At 54.9% G+C, this 21806-nt stretch carries 19 protein-coding genes; 7 read left to right on the top strand and 12 right to left on the bottom strand.

Annotated features, from left to right (window positions below; all coding sequences use genetic code 11):
• Positions 1–170: 170 nt before the first annotated feature.
• Positions 171–1142 carry a complex I NDUFA9 subunit family protein gene (locus tag M7R55_RS00960; RefSeq protein ID WP_298217673.1) on the bottom strand — a complete coding sequence of 324 codons (972 nt, stop codon included), beginning with the start codon at positions 1140–1142 and terminating at the stop codon, positions 171–173.
• A 123-nt stretch (positions 1143–1265) separates the two neighbouring features.
• Here M7R55_RS00960 and hemG point away from each other — a divergent pair, with 123 nt between their 5' ends.
• Positions 1266–2684, top strand: coding sequence for a protoporphyrinogen oxidase (gene hemG / locus M7R55_RS00965; RefSeq protein ID WP_298217674.1), 1419 nt, complete (start codon positions 1266–1268; stop codon positions 2682–2684).
• Between the two features lie 48 nt (positions 2685–2732).
• On the opposite strand, the gene moaA is transcribed toward hemG, so the two are convergent.
• From moaA to M7R55_RS00985, 4 genes are all read right to left on the bottom strand, one after another.
• Positions 2733–3719, bottom strand: a complete 987-nt coding sequence (gene moaA / locus M7R55_RS00970) for a GTP 3',8-cyclase MoaA (protein ID WP_298217676.1) — start codon at positions 3717–3719, stop codon at positions 2733–2735.
• A gap of 252 nt (positions 3720–3971) precedes the next feature.
• Positions 3972–4451: a cyclic pyranopterin monophosphate synthase MoaC gene (moaC, locus tag M7R55_RS00975; protein ID WP_290679979.1), complete on the bottom strand. Its 480-nt coding sequence runs from the start codon at positions 4449–4451 to the stop codon at positions 3972–3974.
• Positions 4448–5653, bottom strand: a complete 1206-nt coding sequence (gene glp / locus M7R55_RS00980) for a gephyrin-like molybdotransferase Glp (protein ID WP_298217679.1) — start codon at positions 5651–5653, stop codon at positions 4448–4450. The genes moaC and glp overlap by 4 nt, the downstream gene beginning before the upstream one ends.
• A 51-nt stretch (positions 5654–5704) precedes the next feature.
• Positions 5705–6184, bottom strand: coding sequence for a molybdenum cofactor biosynthesis protein MoaE (locus M7R55_RS00985; protein ID WP_298217681.1), 480 nt, complete (start codon positions 6182–6184; stop codon positions 5705–5707).
• Between the two features lie 360 nt (positions 6185–6544).
• Here M7R55_RS00985 and soxC point away from each other — a divergent pair, with 360 nt between their 5' ends.
• Together soxC and M7R55_RS00995 are read left to right on the top strand one after the other, a co-directional pair.
• Entirely contained in the window at positions 6545–7915 is a 1371-nt protein-coding gene (gene soxC / locus M7R55_RS00990) for a sulfite dehydrogenase (RefSeq protein WP_298217683.1), read from the top strand.
• Complete coding sequence (locus M7R55_RS00995; RefSeq protein ID WP_298217685.1) at positions 7908–8597, top strand: c-type cytochrome; 690 nt, start codon at positions 7908–7910, stop codon at positions 8595–8597. Before soxC ends, M7R55_RS00995 begins: the two co-directional genes overlap by 8 nt.
• A gap of 385 nt (positions 8598–8982) precedes the next feature.
• Here M7R55_RS00995 and M7R55_RS01000 read toward each other — a convergent pair whose 3' ends face one another.
• Positions 8983–9441, bottom strand: a complete 459-nt coding sequence (locus tag M7R55_RS01000) for an FxsA family protein (protein ID WP_298217716.1) — start codon at positions 9439–9441, stop codon at positions 8983–8985.
• Positions 9442–9876: 435 nt separating this feature from the next.
• Here M7R55_RS01000 and M7R55_RS01005 point away from each other — a divergent pair, with 435 nt between their 5' ends.
• Positions 9877–12183, top strand: a complete 2307-nt coding sequence (locus tag M7R55_RS01005) for a protein-disulfide reductase DsbD (protein WP_298217687.1) — start codon at positions 9877–9879, stop codon at positions 12181–12183.
• 184 nt (positions 12184–12367) lie between these two features.
• On the opposite strand, the gene ispF is transcribed toward M7R55_RS01005, so the two are convergent.
• The 6 genes from ispF to M7R55_RS01035 form a co-directional block, all read right to left on the bottom strand.
• Positions 12368–12904, bottom strand: a complete 537-nt coding sequence (gene ispF, locus M7R55_RS01010; RefSeq protein WP_298217689.1) for a 2-C-methyl-D-erythritol 2,4-cyclodiphosphate synthase — start codon at positions 12902–12904, stop codon at positions 12368–12370.
• Positions 12905–12934: 30 nt separating this feature from the next.
• Positions 12935–13702, bottom strand: coding sequence for a 2-C-methyl-D-erythritol 4-phosphate cytidylyltransferase (gene ispD / locus M7R55_RS01015; protein ID WP_298217690.1), 768 nt, complete (start codon positions 13700–13702; stop codon positions 12935–12937).
• A 19-nt stretch (positions 13703–13721) separates the two neighbouring features.
• A complete protein-coding gene (locus M7R55_RS01020; RefSeq protein ID WP_298217693.1) occupies positions 13722–14153 on the bottom strand; it encodes a septum formation initiator family protein in 432 nt (143 codons plus the stop codon).
• A gap of 25 nt (positions 14154–14178) precedes the next feature.
• Positions 14179–15459 (bottom strand): phosphopyruvate hydratase, encoded by a 1281-nt coding sequence (gene eno, locus M7R55_RS01025; RefSeq protein WP_298217695.1) that lies wholly within the window; start codon positions 15457–15459, stop codon positions 14179–14181.
• Positions 15460–15539: 80 nt separating this feature from the next.
• The gene (kdsA, locus tag M7R55_RS01030) at positions 15540–16382 is read right to left on the bottom strand and encodes a 3-deoxy-8-phosphooctulonate synthase (RefSeq protein WP_298217698.1); all 843 of its coding nucleotides are present in this window, start codon (positions 16380–16382) and stop codon (positions 15540–15542) included.
• Complete coding sequence (locus M7R55_RS01035; protein ID WP_298217700.1) at positions 16379–18028, bottom strand: CTP synthase; 1650 nt, start codon at positions 18026–18028, stop codon at positions 16379–16381. Before M7R55_RS01035 ends, kdsA begins: the two co-directional genes overlap by 4 nt.
• A gap of 474 nt (positions 18029–18502) precedes the next feature.
• Between M7R55_RS01035 and M7R55_RS01040 the strand changes: the two genes are divergently transcribed.
• The 3 genes from M7R55_RS01040 to M7R55_RS01050 are packed head-to-tail and all read left to right on the top strand — an operon-like array spanning position 18503 to position 21727.
• On the top strand, positions 18503–18982 hold the full coding sequence (locus tag M7R55_RS01040; RefSeq protein WP_298217702.1) for a MarR family transcriptional regulator: 480 nt from the start codon (positions 18503–18505) through the stop codon (positions 18980–18982).
• Positions 18951–20150 carry an HlyD family secretion protein gene (locus M7R55_RS01045; protein ID WP_298217704.1) on the top strand — a complete coding sequence of 400 codons (1200 nt, stop codon included), beginning with the start codon at positions 18951–18953 and terminating at the stop codon, positions 20148–20150. Before M7R55_RS01040 ends, M7R55_RS01045 begins: the two co-directional genes overlap by 32 nt.
• Before the next feature lie 23 nt (positions 20151–20173).
• Positions 20174–21727, top strand: a complete 1554-nt coding sequence (locus M7R55_RS01050; RefSeq protein WP_298217707.1) for a DHA2 family efflux MFS transporter permease subunit — start codon at positions 20174–20176, stop codon at positions 21725–21727.
• Positions 21728–21806 lie beyond the last annotated feature (79 nt).

Consider the following 21806-nt stretch of genomic DNA (forward strand, 5'->3'; position numbering starts at 1 on the left):
AACCTCTGATTAAATCAGAGGTTCCGTGCGGCACAAGGACGTGCCGCCATTTTCAATCACGTAGGTGATTGAAAATGAAGCAAAGCATAAGTCACATCTTTTGCTTTGCGTGCTTTGAGAATTCCAGGATGGAATTATTCAGAGCTTCCCTAAGCAGGAAAAATTCATTTTCACCCAGCATGCCTACCAATCAATTTACCGAGATAACCTGGCGCAATGCGTTCGAGTCGAGTGGTTTGCAGCGCACAACCTTCGGCACAGATACTCGGCGTCTGCAACGAATCGTAGTTGTCGCGGGTAAATGGTTGTCCCGGCACCCACTCCAAGACCCTGGACTGCAACCGTGCGGCCCAGTCGGGCAAGCCGATCACCATACGGGGATGACCCGAGGTTTTGGCCGCATAGGCGACCAACTCACGCAATCGATATTCGGTGGGGCCGCACAGATCGATGCGCTTGCCAATGGTTGAAGTATCCGTAATTGCCGCCACGAACTGATCCGCCACGTCCCCGACATACACTGGGGCAAAACGCGCATCGGCACAGGCCAGCGGGAATACTCCGGGTATCAGTCGCGCTAACTTGGCAAACCGATTCAGAAATGAATCCTGCGGACCAAAAATAACCGATGGCCGGAAACTCGTGACCGCAATCCCGTGCTGTTCGCCAAACTCATGCGCCCAATCCTCGGCCTTGCCCTTGCTGCGCAGATAGAAACTGCTGCCGTTGTTCGCATCGGCACCGAGTGCGCTCATATGCAGATAACGTTTGACGCCCGCCTTGGCAGCCGCCTCCAGCGCTATTTGTGTCGTGTTGACATGCGCCTGCTCGAAACCCTCACCGTTATGCAGTGGCTCGTTGAGTATCCCGATCAGATTGATCAGAATCGAACCTTCAGACAAAACTTCATGCCAGCTCTGCTTACGGCGGTGGTTTGCCATGTCCGCAGCAGCAGGCGTTCCACCGATCAAACGCACCACGCGCATCAGAGCCATATCACGATGGCGCGCGGCATGTCGGGTCGGAATCGTCACCGAATACCCCTGTTGACTCAACAAAGAGGCCAGCGCACGACCGACAAATCCGGTACCCCCCAGAAGCACGACCTCTTTTGACCCATCTTGATTCGATATCGTCGTCATATCCCCTACCCCTTGAAAAGTTTGCCGACCAACACTCGAACGCAGTGGCCTCACGATATACTCAAAATATAAAACGGTTTTTAAATCTTAATGACTCCACTTATCTTATAGGACGCCTGCTTCGTGAATTCTCGTTCGAATGCCCCAGAACCAATCAACTGCCCCTATCTCGTCATCGGTGGCGGCATCAGTGGCCTGGCAACCGCCTACCATCTCACGCAAATGGGCAAAACTGTCACGCTGCTGGAGGCCTCATCCCGGGTTGGCGGCGCCGTGGGGAGTGTGCAAGAAGACGGCTGGTTGCGTGAACTCGGGCCCAACAGCCTGATGCAAACGCCAGAAATGGCTGCACTTTTAAGCGCGCTTGATCTGGGCAGCGAAATCATCGAAGCCAATGCCTTGGCCAAAAAGCGCTTCGTAGCCAAAAACGGGCATCCCGTGGCGTTGCCGGGAAATCCTTTGGAGCTGTTCACCAGCCCGCTTTTCAGTGTGAGTGATCTATGGCATCTGGCACGCGAAGCCTGGATAAAACCCGTCGACAAGGAAGAGACAATAGCCGAATTCGTTCAACGGCGTCTGGGGCAAGGCTTTCTCGATTGGGCTGTCGACCCCTTCGTATCGGGCGTGTATGCGGGCGACCCGAACCGACTGTCCGTGCAGGCAGCCATCCCCAAAATCTACGCTCTGGAACACGAGTCAGGCTCCCTGATTCGCGGAGGCATTGCAAAAATGAAAGCGGCCAAAACCAACCCGGCTCCGGTCACCCAACCTGCGAAGGGCAAGCTGTTCAGTTTCAAGCGAGGGCTACAAACACTCACCGACGCACTGGCATCGGCGATCACGACATCTGGCCGGGGCGACAATCAGTTGGACTCTGCCATCATCCACATCCGGCAACTGCCCGAGGGCGGTTGGTCGGTGGAATCAGATCAAGGCAAAACATTTCACACCAGACAACTCATATTGAGCACGCCCGCGCACATCAGTGCCCAATTACTTGGCGAAGTCGACGGTGTATTGGCCGAATCGCTGGCCTCCATAGAATATCCCCCCGTCTCATCCGTCGTCATGGGATTCGATCGGTCTGAAGTTGCGCATCCACTGGATGGGTTTGGCTTGCTGCTGCCTTCCAAGGAGAAAAAACGCACCTTGGGCGTTCTGTTCTCCTCGACTTTATTTGCGAATCGCACACCGGATGGAAAGGTCCTGCTCACCGCATTTATCGGCGGACGCAAGCACCCCGAAGCGGCAGAAGGAAGTGATCAGGAACTCTTGGATCGCGTTCTGGGTGATCTTTCGCCGCTGCTCGGCATCAAGGGCAAGCCGGAGTTCTTGCGCGTGAAATACTGGGCACGGGCCATTCCACAGTACGAGCTTGGCTATCTTGAATTGCAAGAAAAGATTACCCAGCGGCTGATCGCACTACCGGGATTGAGCCTGAATGGAAACTGGCGGGGCGGTATCGCGGTCGGCGACTGCCTGACCAATGGAAAGAAACTGGCAGAACGCCTGATCGAAAACGCCCGCACAGAAGAAGCCTGAGATTATCGTTTTCCTACCGATATGACGTGAGAAGGACTCGGGTGGATATCAGCCACCCGTCATCGACATAAAGCGAATGACCTTTTCCGGCTTGTCCTGAAACTCGTGCCGCTCGGGCTTCAGGCCGATGGCTGCAATGATGGCTTCTTTGAGCTCATCATCTGGGATACCACTGCGCAGTAGGGGACGGAATGAAAAGTTGTGTTCCTGCCCAAGGCACATATACATGGTGCCATCTACCGACAAGCGAACCCGATTGCAGGTACCGCAGAAATGCTCGGACATGGGCGTAATGAACCCGACCTGGGTATCTGTGCCCGCTATTTGCAGGTAACGGGCAGGCCCGGCGCCATCGACCGGATTAATGACCGGAATCAACGGATAACGCTCCGAAAGCCGCTGCTTGATGGTTTGCAGACTGATGTAATGATCCAGTGCATCACGACCGGTATCGCCCATCGGCATGGTTTCGATCATGCGCAACACGAACCCATGCTCGATACAGAATTCCAGCACCGATTCGATGTCATCTTCGTTGACACCTTTCATGACGACCATATTGAGCTTGATGGGAGACAACCCTGCATCTTTGGCGGCCATCAAACCATCGATCACCTTGCTGAGCTTGCCCTGCGTAATCTGTTTGAAGCGTTCGGCATCCAGCGTATCGAGGCTCACGTTAATGCGGTCGACTCCCGCCGCCTTCAACGGTGCGGCCATTTTCCCCAGGCGCGTGGCATTGGTGGAAAGTGCAATATCCCGAATACCGGGCAGCGCATCAATACGACGAACGATGTCCTCGATTCCACGGCGCACCAAGGGCTCGCCGCCGGTAATACGCACCCGGCGCAAACCCATCCCGGCCATCACGCCCAGCAATCGTTCGATTTCATCAGCCGTCAACCAGTGTTCCGGCACTTCGAAGTCGTTAAACCCTTCCGGCATGCAGTAGAAGCAACGCAAGTCGCAACGGTCCGTGACCGACAGTCGCAGATAATCGATTGTGCGACCGAATGGGTCCACCAAATTTGACATAGTTAAACCTTTCGAATCCTAAACAGCCATCACCGATCAAACCAGACGTGGCCAGTGGAAGACGATATCGACGCCACTAAATTGGCTGCCGATTGCACAGGAATGCTCAGAGGTCGGAGTTCTGAGCATTCGACGACTTGCTTACTCGTGCAGGAGTTCGCTAGGTATCAGTGGAAATAACGATAGCCGTAAAATAAGTGCAATTCAAGCGTTATGTTTTAAAAAATACACGGGCGCAAGAGCAATTTAACTTCAACGCACCCAGGAACCGGTTTTCCCGCCATGCTTTTCCAGCAAACGGGTGTATTCGATCACCATGCCGCGATCCACAGCCTTGCACATGTCGTAGAGCGTCAACGCCGCTACGGAGGCAGCCGTCAATGCCTCCATCTCCACGCCGGTTTGCCCACTCAGGCGGCATTCAGCAAGGATATGAATACCTTGGTTCTGCTCGTCAGGCGTCAAGGTAACCGCCACCTTGGTCAGCAGGAGCGGGTGGCACATCGGAATCAGATCCCAGGTTTTCTTTGCGGCCATGATGCCGGCGACGCGGGCCACAGCCAGTACATCTCCCTTCTTGTGACCACCGGAAAGAATCAATGCCAGCGTTTCAGGCTGCATGCGGATAAACGACTCCGCCAAAGCCACACGTTCCGTATGGGGTTTTGCGCCCACATCCACCATGCGCGCGGCACCGGTCTCATCGATATGGGTTAATTGTTGATTGCTCACAGATACCATCCTTCAAAGGGGAAATAATTAACCCTGTCACCACACGAAAGCCTGCGATCGGCTGGAATAAGGGCCACGCCATCCGCCCAGGCGATCGAACTCAACAGGCCCGAATTCTGGTTTTCAAACGGCTGCAATCGCGTTTCACCCGAAGCCGCTCGCTCACGCCGCACGCGGATGAACTCCGGGCGATCACCCGACACCCAGTCCCGGGCCAGCGGCAGACTCAGCGGCGGCAGGTCGATCTGAGGATCGCCACCCGCCAGCGCACGCAAAGCCGGACGAACGAACAGGAAAAAGGTCACAAAGGTCGAGACAGGGTTGCCCGGCAAGCCAATGAATGGCACCGACCCGATCCGGCCGAAAGCCAACGGTTTACCCGGCTTCATGAAGACCCGCCATGAATCGATGACACCGATGTCCGACACAACCCTCCGCACCAAATCCGCTTCCCCGACAGATACGCCGCCAGAAGTCAGCACCAGATCGACGTCTTTTGCTGCCGCCAACAGCGCCGTACGGATGGAGGAGGCTTCATCCGGCAAGACACCCAGATCAACAATCTCGACACCGAGACGCGACAATGCGGAAACCAGAGTGATGTGATTGCTGTTGTAAATCTTGCCTGGCTCCAGAGGCAGGCCGGGCGAGACCAACTCGTTGCCCGTCGTAAAAATAGCAACTCGCGGCTTGCGAACAACCCGTACCTGCGCACAGCCGATGGATGCCAGCAAACCAAGCTCGGCCGCATCCAAACGGGTTCCGGCAGACAGCACGCGCTGACCATGACGGCTATCGGTGCCTTTAGGCCGCACCCCTGCCCCTGGGGACATGGTTTCGTGCAATGTCACGGTATGCGAATCCGAACGCGTTACGGATTCCTGAGCGATGACGGCATTCGCCCCCTCAGGTAACGGCGCCCCGGTAAATATCCGCCAGACAACATCTCCTTCAGGCAGAGCGGCTGGTGCATCACCCGCATAAGTGACCCCCGCCACCTGGCGCGATGAACCGCAAGCCAAAGGCGCTCTAACAGCATAACCATCGAACAGGCTTATATCACCCGCGGGCACATCCTGCTGTGCAAAAACATTCTCCGCCAGAAACCGCCCCAGTGCAGTCTCCAGCGGAATCAGCTCCGACTCGGTGATCGGCGCCAGCTGCTCAATCAACTGACGCTGCGCAATATCAATAGGTTGCAAAAGAAATCCTCATACAGACACAGGCAAAAAGAATCAACAAAATAACGCCACTTATTCCGCAACAGGCGGATCGAAATCGGCAAACCAGCGATCACGGGCCACCGCGTCGCTCTCCCTTGCATCAACCCAACAGCTTGCGCCGGAAGAATCGGTTTCCTTCTTCCAGAAAGGCGCATGAGTTTTCAGATAGTCCATCATGAATGTGCAGGCTTCGAGCGCATCGTGGCGGTGTGCGCTGGCCACAGCGACCAGAACGATCTGATCACTGGGAAACAAAGCGCCATAACGATGAATGATCGTGACGCCCGCAACCGGCCAGCGAGACTTCGCTTCCGTGGCCACACGCTCAAGCGCGCGCTCCGTCATGCCTGGGTAGTGTTCCAACGTCAGAACGGCCACATCACGCGCGTCGTTCATGTCCCGAACCGTACCCAGAAAACAAGCGACAGCCCCGACATGCGCACAACGCCCACGGAGTTCTGCCAGCACTGAATTCACGTCAAAATCCTCGGTCTGAACCGAAATTCTCATAGATTGCCTTTGCTTTATCGGATTCAAGGGGCTTGTGCATAACGCAGCAACGTCAGCGCCCAGCATTGATTAGTTTTAATGCCCATAGAAACACTAAGGGAAGGCACACATTGTATATTAGCGGCACCTGATGTAGATTCTTAGGGCTCGAAAATTTCATGATCGAATTTTGTGATCGTAAATCAATACAGATTGATTGACCAATGATGAAGAACCATGAAGAATGCCGAGTCTCGTTGAAAGCGTGAATTTCTTACGTTAGAAAACAGCGTGCAAAATACCGTTGTCGGAGAATGGTTTTTTTGCCGGGTGGATCCCTTAAAAAGATCCTTGCAATTGCCTACAGTGCAGGAGTGAGCAATGTCAGAAAATATGATTAACACCGTGCCAGAAGGCACGAAAAAGGCAGGCGAAGCGTCGAGTGATCGTCGCAAGTTCCTGCGAAAGAGTGTTGCCCTGGCAGCCGGTGGCGCCGCCATCGCTGCGACCAGCGCAGCCTATGCAGGTGATGGTCTGAAAACCTGGACCACACCTTTGCAAAACGAACCCACCCGCCACATGTTGGGCCGGGGCGTTGTTTCCGTTCCTTATGGCTTACCCTCCAAATATGAAAGTGGCGTGGTTCGGCGCAATGTTGGCTGGCTGACAGCGGATACCATCGCATCGATCAGCTTCACACCATGGCAAGACCTGCATGGGATTATCACCCCTAATGGCCTGCACTTCGAACGTTACCACGCTGGCGCCGTGGATGTTGATCCAAGCAAGCATCACCTCGTGGTCCATGGCATGGTTAAACAGCCGATGATCTTCACGGTTGATGACCTCAAGCGCCTGCCTTCACACACAGCAATTCACTTCCTAGAATGCCCGGCAAACGGTGCGATGGAGTGGCGTGGTGTTCAGATGGACTCCCTGCAATTCACCCACGGCATGATGAGCTGCTCAGAGTGGACCGGCGTCAAGCTGACCACCCTGATGGAAATGGTTGGCGTTGATCCCAAGGCAACCTGGTTCTACGGCGAAGGTACCGACGGTTCGGCACTGCAACGTTCCGTGCCGATGGAAGGTGCTGTCGATCAACACGGTCGCCCAATCCCGGCCGAATACACCAGTCACTACCGAGACGCGATGGTTTGTTACGCTCAGAACGGTGAACCACTGCGCCCTGAAAACGGGTATCCGATTCGTCTCTTCATCCCGGGTTTTGAAGCCAACATCTCCACCAAATACCTGCGTCGGTTGATGTTCGTTGACAAGCCACTGGTAACGTATCAAGAAACCAAACACTACATCGAAGTATTGCCCAATGGCATGATCCGTCAGTTCGATCTCGTCAACGAAGCCAACTCCGTTATCAACTATCCTTGCCCCGACTTCAAGATGAATGGCAAAGGTACCTACGAAATTCGTGGGATTGCATGGTCCGGCTACGGCAAAATTGCCCATGTCGATGTCTCTGTCGATGGCGGCAAAAACTGGAAACAAGCGAACCTGGTCGAACCTGTACTTAACAAGTGCTTAACCAAGTTCACCCTCCCGTTCGAATGGGATGGTGAAGAAGCGCTGATCATGAGCCGCGCAACCGATGAATCAGGTTATGTGCAACCCACGCTGAAGCAGTTGCGTGAGGTGCGTGGCTTTAACAGCATCTATCACAAGAATTCAATTCAGGTCTGGAAGATTGAGAAGACTGGCGAGGTGAAGAATGTCCAAATCGAAAATGTCTAATTGGAGCCTTGGGCTTGCCGCTGCCGCCGTTGCTCTGAGTCTGAGTGCCAATGCGTTCGCGTTTGATAACGCAGCGCTGAAAAGTGCGCCCAAGGTGCTAGGCGTAGGGATGAACATCACCGACGCGGCCATCAAGCCCTGGGATATTTCCTACTTCTATGACGGTACAAACCTGCCTGAAGGCAAGGGAACGGTCAGCGCCGGTGAAAAAATCTACAATGAACAGTGCGCCATGTGTCACGGTGATTTTGGTGAAGGTGCGCACGGGTACCCGAAAATGGTCGGCGATCCGGTTGACGAGTTCGAAGCATCAGCGAAAGCTGGCGTGGATGCCGTGAGTAACCGCGGTCTGAACAACAACTGGGGCAATGCGCCGACGCTCATGGATATGATTCATCGTCATATGCCTTTCTATGCACCCGGCACACTCACCACTGACGAGTCATACTCTGTTACCTGTTACGTCATGAATCTGGCCAGCATCCCCGGTGTAGGTAGTGATTTTGTCTGTGACAAGACTTCACTGCCTAAAATCAAAATGCCGGGCGAACCCCTTTATGTGACCAACAGTGGACCGGACACCGCAAACCAACGCTGCATGAAAGACTGTTACAAAGGCGCGCCATTTGTCGTTGAAAAAGCAGCGTCCATCGGCGATGTCAGTGTAGGCAAAGTGAAGTAAAAGGTATCTTATTCCTGAGACTGGATGTCCAAACAAAACCCCGTCATTTTAGACGGGGTTTTTTATTGCTTGATATATACGCCCATCTCAATGAGCGATCCCTCTTGGCGCAAACAACTTCATGGGCAAAGTTTGTTAGGCAAGGTCAGCACAAATACGGACCTTCCCGTGCAGGGCATGGATGCTCTGCCGCTCAATGACGTAATTCATTGAAATGCGGAGCACGGGCCGGGCGTGTACCGGTCCGAGCGTATCTGAACGCGCAGCTGGCGTAAGCCCGCGAAGCCAGGGGTGGATTCGTGCAGAGATTTCTTAGGAAAGCCAAAGCGAAATCTCCGATGTTCAGGATCACAGCCTTAGCATCCCGCGAAGGGACTATTTCTACTTATTTATCATGATCCCCGTCGCCCCGCCGAATGACTCGGCGCTCCTGCTGCACATCGACAATCTCGCCTTCGTAGATCTGCCCATGACCCTTTCGCTTCATGACAATCTTGTGCAGATTCCTTGCCATCCAGACACCGAACGTCAGTTTTCTCAACCAAGGCATCACAAGAACCAAACCCAGCAAATCAGTCAGAGGGCCTGGCAGGATCAGGAGAATAGCGCCAATCCACGTTGCAAAAGTCCCCATCGGGTCTTGTGGCAACGACTCAGCGACTGGATCAAGGGGGGAGCCAATTTGAAATGCTCCACGCATTCTCCGAAGCAGATAAACGCCCACAGCAGCCGTAGCGATGATCCAGGCCAGGGTAAACCAAAAACCGAACAGCGCGCCCATTCCGATGAGCAGGACAATTTCGATCACGGGCAATAGAGCGATAAGAGATAACGGATTCATCATCAAAAACCTTCATGGATTGAGCGATGCAAAGGCATCAATTTATTTGCATACTAAACACTGATCCCACGTGAAGGTCTGCACAAATGCGGGTCTTACCGTGGAGGACATGGAGGCCCAGACAATCATTGACATATGTCATTGAAGTGCATTGCACGGGCCGAAGGGCCCAGCGGCCCGAGTGTTTCTGAACGCGACAGCTGGCGTAAGCCCACGAAGCCACGGATGGATTCGTGCAGAGATTCCCAAAGAAACTCTGATCGAATCTCAGGTTCCTTGAAGGCATAGTGGTGCCAATCTGGAAAAAATTCAATGCGGCAAACAATTAGACCTCGTGGACATAAATTTTGGTCTAGCACAACACGAGCAGGAATCTTTGCGCATGATTCGGGTCCCACTGGCTTGAAATTACTCACAACATAAAGGTGTTCCAACCACATGTCCCTGTACAATATTCTCAAGGCGACGCTCACTGGCCTGTTACTGTTTTCATCTGTGTTGTTCTATTCCAGTGCGAAAAGCGCCGACCTTCTTGATCCGCAAGAGGCCTTCCATGCGACAGCAGCAGTAAACGGCAGCGATATCGAGCTCAAATTTCATGTCGCCAATGGTTACCATCTCTACCGTGATCGAATCGCAATCACTTCGCAAACCGATTCACTTAAACTTGGCAAGCCTGTCTTACCAGAAGGAGTGGTCGACGACGACCCCTACTTTGGCAAACTTGTCGTTTACAAGCAGGACTTCACCGTCCAGGTACCAATTGAAGCCAGTCTGGCGGGCGAGGCCAAATTAAAGCTCAAATATCAGGGGTGTTCCGATACCCAGGGCGTGTGCTATCCGCCGCAGACACAGGATGTCACGGTCAGTCTGCCTGCGGACTCCACGAAACCCTCATCAGCTGCGCCATCCAGCCTCAGCAGCCTTTCTTCATTAGGCGGTAGTGAAGAGCAACTACTTGATCCCGAGCAGGCTTTCAAGGCAAGCATTCAGCTGGAAAATAGCACCATTCTGCTTCACTGGGATATCGCCGATAACTACCACCTCTATCGTGATCGCATCAAAATCGGGCTAGCTGATACCGATGCCAGGATCACCACAGGCTCCATACCAAATGGCAAGATAGTTGATGATCCGGGGTTCGGGAAAACCGAAGTGTTTTACCACAACCTCGATGCGAAGGTAGGCATCGAGCCCGGTAAAAGCAATACGGCCATTGTTGTGGTCGGCTCGCAAGGTTGCGCCGATGCAGGTCTGTGCTACCCACCCACCGAACACGCCTGGAAAGTGAATTTCAAAACAGGTGCAGTTGAGACGCTGGCTTCGGCACCAAAAACCAGCCTGGTCAATGTTGCCAGTCTGACGGGCAGCATGAATTCCGCTGCTACCGAAGCGCAGCAACCTGCTCAATTGGAACCCGTGCAACGCAGCCAGACCGACGCCATTACCCATGAACTGCAAACTGGCAGCCTGTGGACCATTATTCTCGGCTTCCTGGTCATTGGTCTGTTGCTAGCATTCACCCCCTGTGTCTTCCCGATGATTCCGATTCTTGCGGGGATCATTGCCGGTCAGGGCGAAAACATCACCACGCGCAAGGCTTTTATCCTCTCCGTCGTGTACGTACTGGCGATGGCAGTCACCTACACGATAGCGGGAATTCTTGCAGGACTGTTTGGCTCAAACCTGCAGGCGGCCTTCCAGAATCCCTGGATACTAACGGCTTTTGCGGGCATTTTCGTTGCTCTGGCCTTCTCGATGTTCGGGTTCTTTGAACTGCAACTCCCCTCCTCTCTGCAATCGAAAATCATGCAGGTTCAGAATAACCAGCAGGGAGGCACGCTCATCGGTGTGGCCATCATGGGCCTGCTCTCCGCGCTAATCGTCGGTCCCTGCATGGCACCACCCCTCGCCGGCGCGCTTATCTACATCGGGCAAACAGGTGACGCGGTACTTGGCGGCACTGCCTTGTTTGCCATGAGTATCGGCATGGGACTGCCGCTGATCATCGTGGGTACACTGGGTGGCAAGTTCCTGCCGCGCGCCGGTGCCTGGATGGATGCCGTCAAAAATGTATTTGGCGTGCTGATGCTGGGCGTCGCCATCTGGATGCTTGAACGTATCGTGCCAGATATCGTGGCTCAAGCACTCTGGGGCATTCTTCTGATTGGCGCGGCCGTCTACCTCAGTGCAACCGACCCGCTCAGGGAAGCAGCTTCCGGCTGGTCCCGGCTGTGGAAAACGCTGGGTGTCATTCTGCTGATTTGGGGCGTGCTGATCCTGGTGGGTGTGGCAACGGGCGGCAAGGGGAGTGTATTCTCCCCCTTGGCCGGACTGAGCATGGGAACGCAAGGCAACGGTGCTCAGACGACGGCTATGCGCTCCTTCACACGGGTGAAGAATCTGGATGATCTCAACAGCAAACTTGCCCAGGCCAAGGCCGAAGGCAAGCCCGTCATGCTCGATTTTTATGCCGACTGGTGCGTGTCATGCAAGGAGATGGAACACAATACCTTCAGTGACCCTAGTGTGATCGCTGCCCTACGGCCCTTTGTACTGCTGCAGGCGGATGTGACCGCCAACAACGCCGATGACAAGACGCTTTTCAAGCGGTTTGGCATACTAGGTCCACCGACCATTGTCTTTTTCAATGCACAGGGTGTGGAACAAAAGGCGCAGCAGGTCGTAGGGTACGAACCTCCTAAGACCTTCATCAAGCATATTGAGGCGACCGTAGCCCAGTAACAGGATGCTGACGCAAAATGGACGGATTGTGGGCACACACAGTCAAACTCTCAGTTTTTTGCTGGGGTTTTTTTGTACTTTGAGCGTAAAGTCGGGCAGCAGGGTTGGGGTTGATCTTCCATCATCCAGGCAGAATCAGGGGAGACCACCAAACAGAATAACTAACAGAACGGCCAGCAGCCTGTCAGATTGATAACCGACTGGTCACGTCCTTGCGAACAATCATCACCACGGCCTCTGCCGCGATACCCTCACCCCGACCGGTAAAGCCCAAGCGCTCGGTCGTGGTGGCTTTGATGTTCAGCGCACCGACATCCATCTGCAGAAGATCGGCTAATCGCGTCCGCATTACCGGGATATGGGCACTCATTCGAGGCGCCTCGGCAATGATCGTCAAGTCGGCATTGCCGATACGCCATTGGTGTGACACCAAAAGCGCATGCACACGGGTCAGCAAACGTGTGCTGTCGATCCCGAGGTACGCCGGATCCGTATCCGGAAAATGCTGCCCGATATCCCCCAAACCCGCGGCACCCAACAGGGCATCGCAAAAAGCGTGAATCAACACATCACCATCTGAATGTGCCTTGAACGCCTGATCGAACGGGATACGAACCCCGCCGATCATCAGGTGGTCGCCCGGCTTGAACGCGTGCACATCAAACCCATGCCCGACCCGCCAAGGCACGGACTGGAATGACGACGGTTGTTGCTCGCTCATAACTGCTCCCATGGGTTTATCCAGTTCGGTTTATTCAGGAGATGACATGTCGCCAACCCAGGCAGACTGGGCCTGCAAAATCAATCTAGCCAACGGCAAATCATCGGGATGCGTGATCTTGAGGTTATCGGCATGTCCTTTCACCAACAACGGTTTCATGCCGACATGCTCCATCGCCGAGGATTCGTCCGTGAGGATCACACCATCCTGATGAGCGCGATCCATTGCCGTAGCCAAAGGCCCCAGCCTGAATGCCTGGGGTGTGAGCGCATGAAACACGCCGTCTCGCGGCACGGTCATCGAAACACAGTTCCGCTCATCCGCCTGTTTCAGGGTGTCCCGCACGGGTACCGCCAGTAAACCACCCGCATCCGAACCTCGTACTGCTTCGAGCAACTTGTAAACATCGGCAGGTCGTACACAGGGACGCGCGGCATCATGCACCAAGACCCAACTTTGCCGGTCAACCGCCTGTCTGCCGGAAAGATAGTTCAATGCGGCCAGCACGCTATCTGAACGGCTGGCACCACCTGGGGTGAAGTGGAGCGGGAACGCCGAAAAAGAAGCCAGAAGCTTCGGCGTCAGTTCATCACCTGCTGCCAGTGCCAGTACAGCCCCTTTCAATCCGGGCAAGCCGATGAAACGAGACAGGGTGACTTCAACCAGAGTCCGCCGATCAATTCTGAGATGCTGTTTGGGTTGATCGGCGCCCATACGCCGCCCAGCACCGGCGGCAGGCAGCACCAGCCACCAATCATCGATGATCGAATCATTCGGGGATAAAGACGACGAAATCAAAGAAACTTGAGCCCAAAAATCAGTGTGCGCTGGTCGCGGGATTGACCGCTGTAGCAGCCGTACCCTGCCCCGATCCGGTTGATGGCGCCGATGGGTTGGGTTCGGGATTCCCCGAAATGGTTTGCGGTGCAGTTAGCGTATTGGGGGTGATCTGTTCGGTTTGAGCATCTTCAATGACCTGGTAGAAGGTCTCATTCGGGCCGATCATCCCCAAATCCAGACGAGCAAGTGCCTCAACGGTGCCCAAACCTGTCTTGAGATCATCCACCTCCGCGAGTAACCGTCGATTACGTTCGGTCAATGCCTCTTGTGTTTGCAGCATATCCGCCAATCGGGCCTGCTTGTGCCAAAGCTCACGCAGCGAAGACTCACCGAACCAGAGCCGCCACTGAAGGATGCCAAGAATGATCAGCAACCCTATGAGTAGAGATTGGCGGATGGTTCGATTCATATCGACAATTTGTGGTCGAATGATCTTATGCGCGACGGAATACGGCAACGCCCGGGAATATGGCGCGTGCCCCCAATGCTTCTTCGATCCGCAGAAGCTGGTTGTACTTGGCCATCCGGTCGGAACGGGACATGGAGCCGGTTTTGATCTGACCGGCATTGGTCGCCACGGCAAGATCGGCGATAGTGGTGTCTTCCGTTTCACCCGAACGATGCGATACCACGTTGGTGTACCCGTTTTCCTCGGCCAGGCGCATGGTATCGAGGGTTTCAGTCAGGGTGCCGATCTGGTTGACCTTGATCAGAATCGAATTACCGATGTGCTTGTCGATACCTTCACGCAGAATCTTGGCGTTGGTGACGAATATGTCATCACCCACGAGCTGAACCTTGCTCTTCAAACGCTCGGTCAACAGCGCCCAGCCGTCCCAGTCTTGTTCAGCCATACCGTCTTCGATGGAGAGGATGGGGTATTTGCTGGCCCAGTCCACCAGCAGGTCAACCATTTCGGCTGAAGTGTAGGCGCGGCCTTCTGCCGTGAGATGGTACTTGCCATCTTTATAAAATTCGGAGCTGGCCGCATCGAGCCCGATGAACACGTCTTTGCCAGGCTCAAAGCCAGCCAGTTTAATGGCTTCGATGATGATCTGGATGGCCGCTTCGTTCGAGGGCAGATCAGGTGCAAAACCGCCCTCATCGCCTACCGCCGTATTCAAGCCACGGTCGTGGAGCACTTTTTTCAGTGTGTGGAATACTTCGGTGCCATAGCGCAGCGCTTCACTGAAGCTGGGTGCACCCGCAGGGATAATCATGAATTCCTGCATATCCACCGAGTTGTCGGCGTGCGCGCCACCGTTGATGATATTCATCATCGGCACCGGCAGGGTCACACCTTTGCCTTTACCCAGGTATTCGAACAAGGGTTTGCCGGCAGCGGCAGCGCCTGCATGTGCTGCGGCCAAAGAAACCGCCAGAATGGCATTTGCGCCTAAACGGGATTTGTTCTCGGTGCCGTCGAGCTTGATCATCGCCGCATCAATCGCGGCCAGATCGTTCACATCCATGCCCTTGATAGCAGTAGCAATTTCACCATTGACGTTAGCAACTGCACGGGAGACACCTTTGCCGCCGAAACGGGATTTATCGCCGTCGCGCAGTTCGATGGCTTCTCGTGTACCTGTCGATGCGCCCGAGGGAACAATGGCTCGCCCCACGAAGCCGCCTGTCACTTGGACTTCGGCCTCAACCGTGGGATTGCCGCGGGAATCGATTACTTGTCGGGCACGCAGGCCTTCAATGACTGTCATAGGGTTTCTCCAGATTAGTACAAAGTTTAAGTATGTGTTGGCCGCATGACACCTTGGCGACAGGCGGCCGGAAATGGGGTTTACCGCGTCATCAACGCCTGTTCGAGGAAACCGGCGCCTTTCACAAGACGATCAATCTCCACCAAGGTATGCAATAGCTCTGCCATCTGATCAAGCGGCCAGGCATTCGGCCCATCGGACAAAGCCTTGGCCGGATCAGGATGCGTTTCCATAAACAATCCCGCCACACCGGCGGCAACAGCAGCTCGAGCCAACACGGGCACAAATTCCCGCTGTCCACCAGAACTGGCGCCCTGCCCCCCCGGCAACTGCACCGAATGGGTTGCGTCGAACACGACCGGCGCACCGGTTTGGCGCATCACGGCGAGACTGCGCATATCGGAAACCAGATTGTTGTAGCCGAAACTGGCACCGCGCTCGCAGACCATGATCTGGTCATTGCCCACTGCACGCGCCTTATCCACCACGTTGCCCATATCCCAGGGAGCTAGGAACTGCCCTTTCTTGATATTCACGGGCTTACCCTGACGGGCAACGTTCTGGATGAAGTTGGTTTGTCGGCACAGGAATGCGGGTGTCTGCAAAACATCGACAACGGCGGCCACTTCATTGAGCGGCGTATCTTCGTGCACATCGGTCAACACCGGCACACCGATGACCGATTTGACGCGCTCCAGTATCGCCAAGCCCTGCTCCAGACCCGGACCACGGAAACTCGCACCGGAAGAGCGGTTGGCCTTGTCGAACGAGCTTTTGTAGATGAACGGGATATTCAATTGCTGGGCGATTTCCTTAAGCCTTCCTGCCGTTTCCTGCGCCAGCGTTTCCGACTCGATCACACAGGGGCCGGCGATCAGAAACAGGGGTTGATCCAAACCCACCTTGAAATTCAACAGATTCATTCGGCAACTTCCTCATCGGCACCACCGGCACGCTGCGCTAATGCGGCCTGGATGAATGCGGTGAACAGGGGATGACCGTCGCGCGGAGTCGAGTTGAATTCCGGGTGGAACTGGCTGGCAATAAAGAACGGGTGTTCAGGCAATTCGATGGTTTCAACCAGATGGTTCTCGGCAGAGAAGCCGGAGAAGACCATACCGGCCTCTTCGAGCGTTTTCTGGTATCCATTATTGAATTCGTAACGGTGGCGATGACGTTCGCTGATTTCCGTCTTGCCGTAAGCCAAGGCCGCGCGGCTGCCCGGGGTCAACTCGCAACGCTGTGCCCCGAGACGCATTGTGCCGCCAAGATCGGTTTTTTCGTCACGCAGGATCAACTCACCGTGCTCATCCCGCCACTCGGTGATCAACGCGATCACGGGATGGGGGGTGTCCTTGCGGAACTCGGTCGAGTGCGCATCAACAAGGCCAGCGACATGACGGGCATACTCGATCACGGCCACCTGCATACCGAGGCAGATGCCCAGATACGGTTTGCGGGATTCCCGAGCGAAGCGGACGGCCGCAATCTTGCCTTCGACACCGCGCTCGCCAAAACCGCCCGGAACGAGGATCGCATCCATCATCTCAAGCACGGTTGTCGGCTCGCGCTCAAAACGCTCTGAATCGAAGTAGTGGATATTCACCCGCGTGCGGGTTTGAATACCGGCATGCAGCAAGGCTTCGTTCAGGCTCTTGTACGCATCCAGCAGATCGACATATTTACCGACCATCGCGATATCCACGATGCGGTCGGGTTTGGTCTGCGCTTCGACGACACGATCCCATTCGGTCAGATCGGCAGAACCGGTCTGGATATGCAATTTGCGCAGGACGATTTCGTCGAGTTTTTGCGCGTGCAGCAAGCGCGGTACGCGGTAGATCGTGTCTGCATCCACCGAAGAGATCACGGCATCGAAATCGACATTGGTGAACAGCGCAATCTTGCGGCGTTCATCGTCCGGCAGGCTCACTTCCGAACGGCACAAAAGGATGTCGGGTTGAATCCCGATGGAACGCAATTCCTTGACAGAGTGTTGCGTCGGCTTGGTCTTGACTTCACCTGCGGTGCGGATGAACGGCACCAGTGTCAGGTGCATGTAGATTGCCCGCTCGCGGCCCAACTCCACCCCCATCTGCCGGATCGCCTCAAGGAAAGGCAACGATTCGATGTCACCCACCGTGCCGCCGATTTCAACCAACGCAACGTCATATCCCTTGCTGCCTTCCAGAACGCGGCGTTTGATCTCATCGGTGATGTGCGGGATAACCTGCACGGTGCCACCGAGATAATCGCCGCGCCGCTCTCGACGAATAACCGACTCGTACACACGGCCGGTGGTGAAATTATTGCGCTTGCCGACCGGGCTGCGCACGAAGCGCTCGTAATGCCCCAGATCCAGATCGGTTTCCGCGCCATCCTCCGTAACAAAAACCTCGCCATGCTGGAAAGGGCTCATCGTACCGGGATCTACATTGATATAAGGATCGAGCTTGAGCAGCGTGACGCGCAGCCCACGAGACTCCAGCAAGGCTCCTATGGAGGCCGCCGCAATACCCTTACCCAGTGAAGAGACCACGCCACCGGTAACGAACACAAATTTGGTCATGAAAAAACCATCAGTAAATAATGCCTAAAACGAAAAAGCCAACCAGAAATTCATGCAAAGCGGCGAGCGGAAGATTCGCAAAAGGAATCGGCGGCAAACAAACCTCTGATGACCAGAACGGCAATGTTGATGGGCAAGTATCATAAAACATTCGGCCCACAAGAACAATTTACCCGCCCAGGAGGGCACATCAGCAGGCATTGCCGAAGGCGTCAGGCGTCCCCATTGATTTTTTTATCGTCGGCTTTCTTAAATTTATTTATAACTCTATATTTTTTTATATAATCGCTCTGCTTAGACTTGCTCATTGATTTCTGGCTCATTTATTTATTGGGAAGACCTAATTCGCATGAATAATACGGCGAGGCAATGAACCGGTGCCCGCGGTGATAGTGCAAGGAGAACCAAGTAGTGCCCGATTATTGGTTCATGCTAAACATAATTAACTTGAAAAATCATTAGGTGGCTACTATTATGCTCAAAGAATACGCAACGATGTCGGATGAACAGATTGCTCGTCTGCTTTTCGATACAACGCGAATGTGGCGGTCCCAGCTCAATGGTGTACTGGCGGAATACAACCTCACGGCATCGGCATGGTCCGTCATTCGCGTGCTGCGGGATGAGGGTCAGGGTCTCACCCAGAAAGAACTGGCGAGCGAGCTGTCCATTGAAGGGCCGACACTGGTCAAACTGCTCGACAGTCTGGAACGTCTGAACTGGATTGAGCGCCGTGTCGCACCGACCGATCGCCGAGCAAAAACAATCTGGCTGATTGATTCTTCCCTGCCGGAAATCCGGGAAGCCGATCTGAAGCTTGGCATGGTTCGTCATGCCATTTTAGAAATACTGGACGATCAGGAGCGTACTGAATTCATTCTTCTGATGAGCAAAGTAAAACAAAATCTGGAGCAGATGTGTCATGAATCAAACAGCGAAGGAGACGAAATCTGAGGCGCCCTTAAACACGCCTCCCGAGCCTTCCGCTGCTGCTTCGGGTGCCTTTGACAAGGCATCCGAAAATCAACGACACACCGCGCCATCTCCCCGGTCGAAAGCCTCTCGGCACCGCCTGTTCCTGATTCTGTTTTTCCTGCTCCTGGCCGCCTGGCTGGGATTGGGCTATCTGCGCTACAACCAACAATTCATTTCGACCGAAGATGCGTTCATCAACGGCAATCAGACGCAAATCGGGCCGGAAGTATCTGGTCTGCTTCAGACTACGCCGTGGCAAAACAATAAAGACGTGCAAAAAGGCGACGTGCTGTTCACGCTCGACCCCACGCCCTATCAACTCGCGGTGGATGCGGCAAAGGCCGGTTTAAGTGCGGCAAAGCGCGAGCAGCAAACAGCTGACGCAGCGATCATCACGGCTCAGGCCGAGCTCCTGCGACAGGAAGCAGCAGCCCAGCAGGCTCGTGATCATTTGTATCGGTTGACAAACATCAAGAACAAGCAATTCGTATCCGAACAGGCGCTTTCTGATGCCCAATCCGCCCTGGCAGTAGCCAAAGCCGCCGTTGAACAGGCTCGTGCGCAACTGGATCAGACCAAGGCCAGCGCAGGCGCCCGCGGCTCGGAGAATGATCGGATCAAGGCGGCACAGGCCAAGTTGGCGCTGGCGGAATACAACCTGAGCCAAACTGTCGTGCGCGCGCCCATGTCCGGCAGGCTCGCCAATTACTCGATCGAACCGGGCCAACCCGTCAGTGCCCATCAAACCGTCTGCTCGATCGTGGCCACAACCGGCTTATGGGTGGACGCCAACTTCAAAGAGACGGAACTGGGTGAAATCCGCGTCGGGCAACCGGCACAGATCGAGTCCGATATCTATCCGGGACATGTATTCAAAGGACACGTGCTTTCGATTGCGGCAGGGGCAGGCAATGCCTTTTCGCTGCTTCCGCCACAAAATGCTACCGGCAATTGGGTCAAGGTCACCCAGCGCGTGCCGGTTCGCATCGTACTGGACGACACCGATACGCAGCGCCATCTACCCATCGGCACCAGCACGACGACCCGCATCGAACTGACAAAAAACCCTGAAAAATTCATGCAGTCACTGCTAGGCATTATCGGGCTCAGTGGACTCGTGACGCCATCCAAAGCGAACCCGCACTAGAGCCGGACAGATCAGCCCTAGCCATGAGCAAATCCATCCCTCTATTCGATGCGAGCAAACTCAGCGCCTTCGAGCGCGTGATGATCACGCTTGCCGTGATGGCGGCCACCGTCATGCAAGTGCTCGATACGACCATCGCTTCGGTTGCCCTGCCCTATATGGCCGGTGATCTGGGGGCTTCGCCCGATCAGATTTCCTGGGTACTGACCAGCTATCTGGTGGCTTCCGCGATCATCATGCCGCTCACCGGCTACTTCACGGACAAATTCGGCCAACGGGAATACCTGATGCTCAGTATCGGGCTGTTCGTGCTGTCTTCGGCTTTGTGCGGTCTGTCTGCCAACCTGCCGCAGATTGTCGGTTTCCGCCTGCTGCAGGGTGTGGCCGGTGCTGCACTGGTCCCGCTATCTCAAGCCATCATGGTGCAGGTGTTCCCGCCGGATCAACGGGGCAAGGCCATGGCGATCTGGGGTATCGGGGTGATGGTCGGCCCCATTCTCGGCCCGACCATCGGCGGTTGGATCACCGAGACCTTCAACTGGCGCTGGACGTTCTATATCAACCTGCCCGTCGGCCTGCTGGCGTTGTTCGTCGTCGGCCGATTTGCTCCGCGAATCCCACGCAAGACCGGACGGACGATGGACTGGTGGGGCTTCGCCCTGCTCGGGCTGTCGATTGGCGGTCTGCAATACGTGCTGGATCGGGGCAATCAGGACAACTGGTTCTCTTCCTCGACCATCGTCACGGCCGCCATTATTTCGGTCGTCGCATTGGTTTTCTTCATCTGGCTGAGCTTTGTGCCCAACCGCAAACCCGTTTTTTCGCTTGAGATATTCCGGGATCGAAACTTTACCTTGGCCAATGGCGTGATGCTCCTGATGGGGCTTGGCATGTTCGGTGCGATTTTCGTTCAACCTTTAATGCTGGAGCAGGAAATGGGCTATCCGGTGATGACGACCGGCATGGCGTTGGCGCCGCGCGGGATTGCCAGCATGGTGGCAATGATGATTGTGGGGCGCATTATTGGCAAAGTCGATATCCGCCTGATCATCATTACCGGCATCGCCCTGAGCCTCGTCGGCAGTTGGGGCATGATGCAATACAACCTCGACATCAACACGTGGCAGATTATCTGGCCACTGCTGTTCCAAGGGGCGGGCATCGGCATGATTTTCGTGCCGTTATCCACGGCGGCATTTTCCACGCTCGCACCCCATTTCGCCGCCGAGGCGGCCGGGATTTACAGCCTGGTGCGAACTGTTGGCTCTTCTATCGGCATTTCGCTGGTCGCCACCTTGGTCAGCCGACACGCTCAGGTTGCCTGGAATCAGCTGGGTGGCGGCATCACGATCGAAAATCCGCTCGTCTGGCAGTATCTCGCCCCACTGCACCTGACCCCACAATCCCCCCAAGGCGCGGCCATTCTGGCCAACGTATTGAGCCAACAATCCAATATGCTGTCCTATCACGATGCGTTCGTGCTGATTTTCGCCAGCTTCCTGTTCATGATCCCCGTCGCCTTTGCGCTCAAATCCGGGCAGAAAAAGAACGTGACGCCATCTATCGCAGCCGAGTAATTCACCGCCCGCTCACACGAGACGGGCCGCTATCTGTCGCCTGAATTGGTTATACTCCTGATTCTGAATCAGTTCGAGA

Origin of the sequence: Halothiobacillus sp. (assembly GCF_027346185.1) — a bacterium.
Taxonomy (GTDB): domain Bacteria; phylum Pseudomonadota; class Gammaproteobacteria; order Halothiobacillales; family Halothiobacillaceae; genus Halothiobacillus.

Coding starts and splice junctions, on each gene's coding strand:
- M7R55_RS00960 (WP_298217673.1), bottom strand. CDS start 1,142: ATGACGACGATATCGAATCAAGATGGGTCAAAAGAGGTCGTGCTTCTG.
- moaA (WP_298217676.1), bottom strand. CDS start 3,719: ATGTCAAATTTGGTGGACCCATTCGGTCGCACAATCGATTATCTGCGA.
- M7R55_RS00985 (WP_298217681.1), bottom strand. CDS start 6,184: ATGAGAATTTCGGTTCAGACCGAGGATTTTGACGTGAATTCAGTGCTG.
- soxC (WP_298217683.1), top strand. CDS start 6,545: ATGTCAGAAAATATGATTAACACCGTGCCAGAAGGCACGAAAAAGGCA.
- M7R55_RS00995 (WP_298217685.1), top strand. CDS start 7,908: ATGTCTAATTGGAGCCTTGGGCTTGCCGCTGCCGCCGTTGCTCTGAGT.
- M7R55_RS01000 (WP_298217716.1), bottom strand. CDS start 9,441: ATGATGAATCCGTTATCTCTTATCGCTCTATTGCCCGTGATCGAAATT.
- M7R55_RS01005 (WP_298217687.1), top strand. CDS start 9,877: ATGTCCCTGTACAATATTCTCAAGGCGACGCTCACTGGCCTGTTACTG.
- ispF (WP_298217689.1), bottom strand. CDS start 12,904: ATGAGCGAGCAACAACCGTCGTCATTCCAGTCCGTGCCTTGGCGGGTC.
- M7R55_RS01020 (WP_298217693.1), bottom strand. CDS start 14,153: ATGAATCGAACCATCCGCCAATCTCTACTCATAGGGTTGCTGATCATT.
- eno (WP_298217695.1), bottom strand. CDS start 15,459: ATGACAGTCATTGAAGGCCTGCGTGCCCGACAAGTAATCGATTCCCGC.
- kdsA (WP_298217698.1), bottom strand. CDS start 16,382: ATGAATCTGTTGAATTTCAAGGTGGGTTTGGATCAACCCCTGTTTCTG.
- M7R55_RS01035 (WP_298217700.1), bottom strand. CDS start 18,028: ATGACCAAATTTGTGTTCGTTACCGGTGGCGTGGTCTCTTCACTGGGT.
- M7R55_RS01040 (WP_298217702.1), top strand. CDS start 18,503: ATGCTCAAAGAATACGCAACGATGTCGGATGAACAGATTGCTCGTCTG.
- M7R55_RS01045 (WP_298217704.1), top strand. CDS start 18,951: ATGAATCAAACAGCGAAGGAGACGAAATCTGAGGCGCCCTTAAACACG.
- M7R55_RS01050 (WP_298217707.1), top strand. CDS start 20,174: ATGAGCAAATCCATCCCTCTATTCGATGCGAGCAAACTCAGCGCCTTC.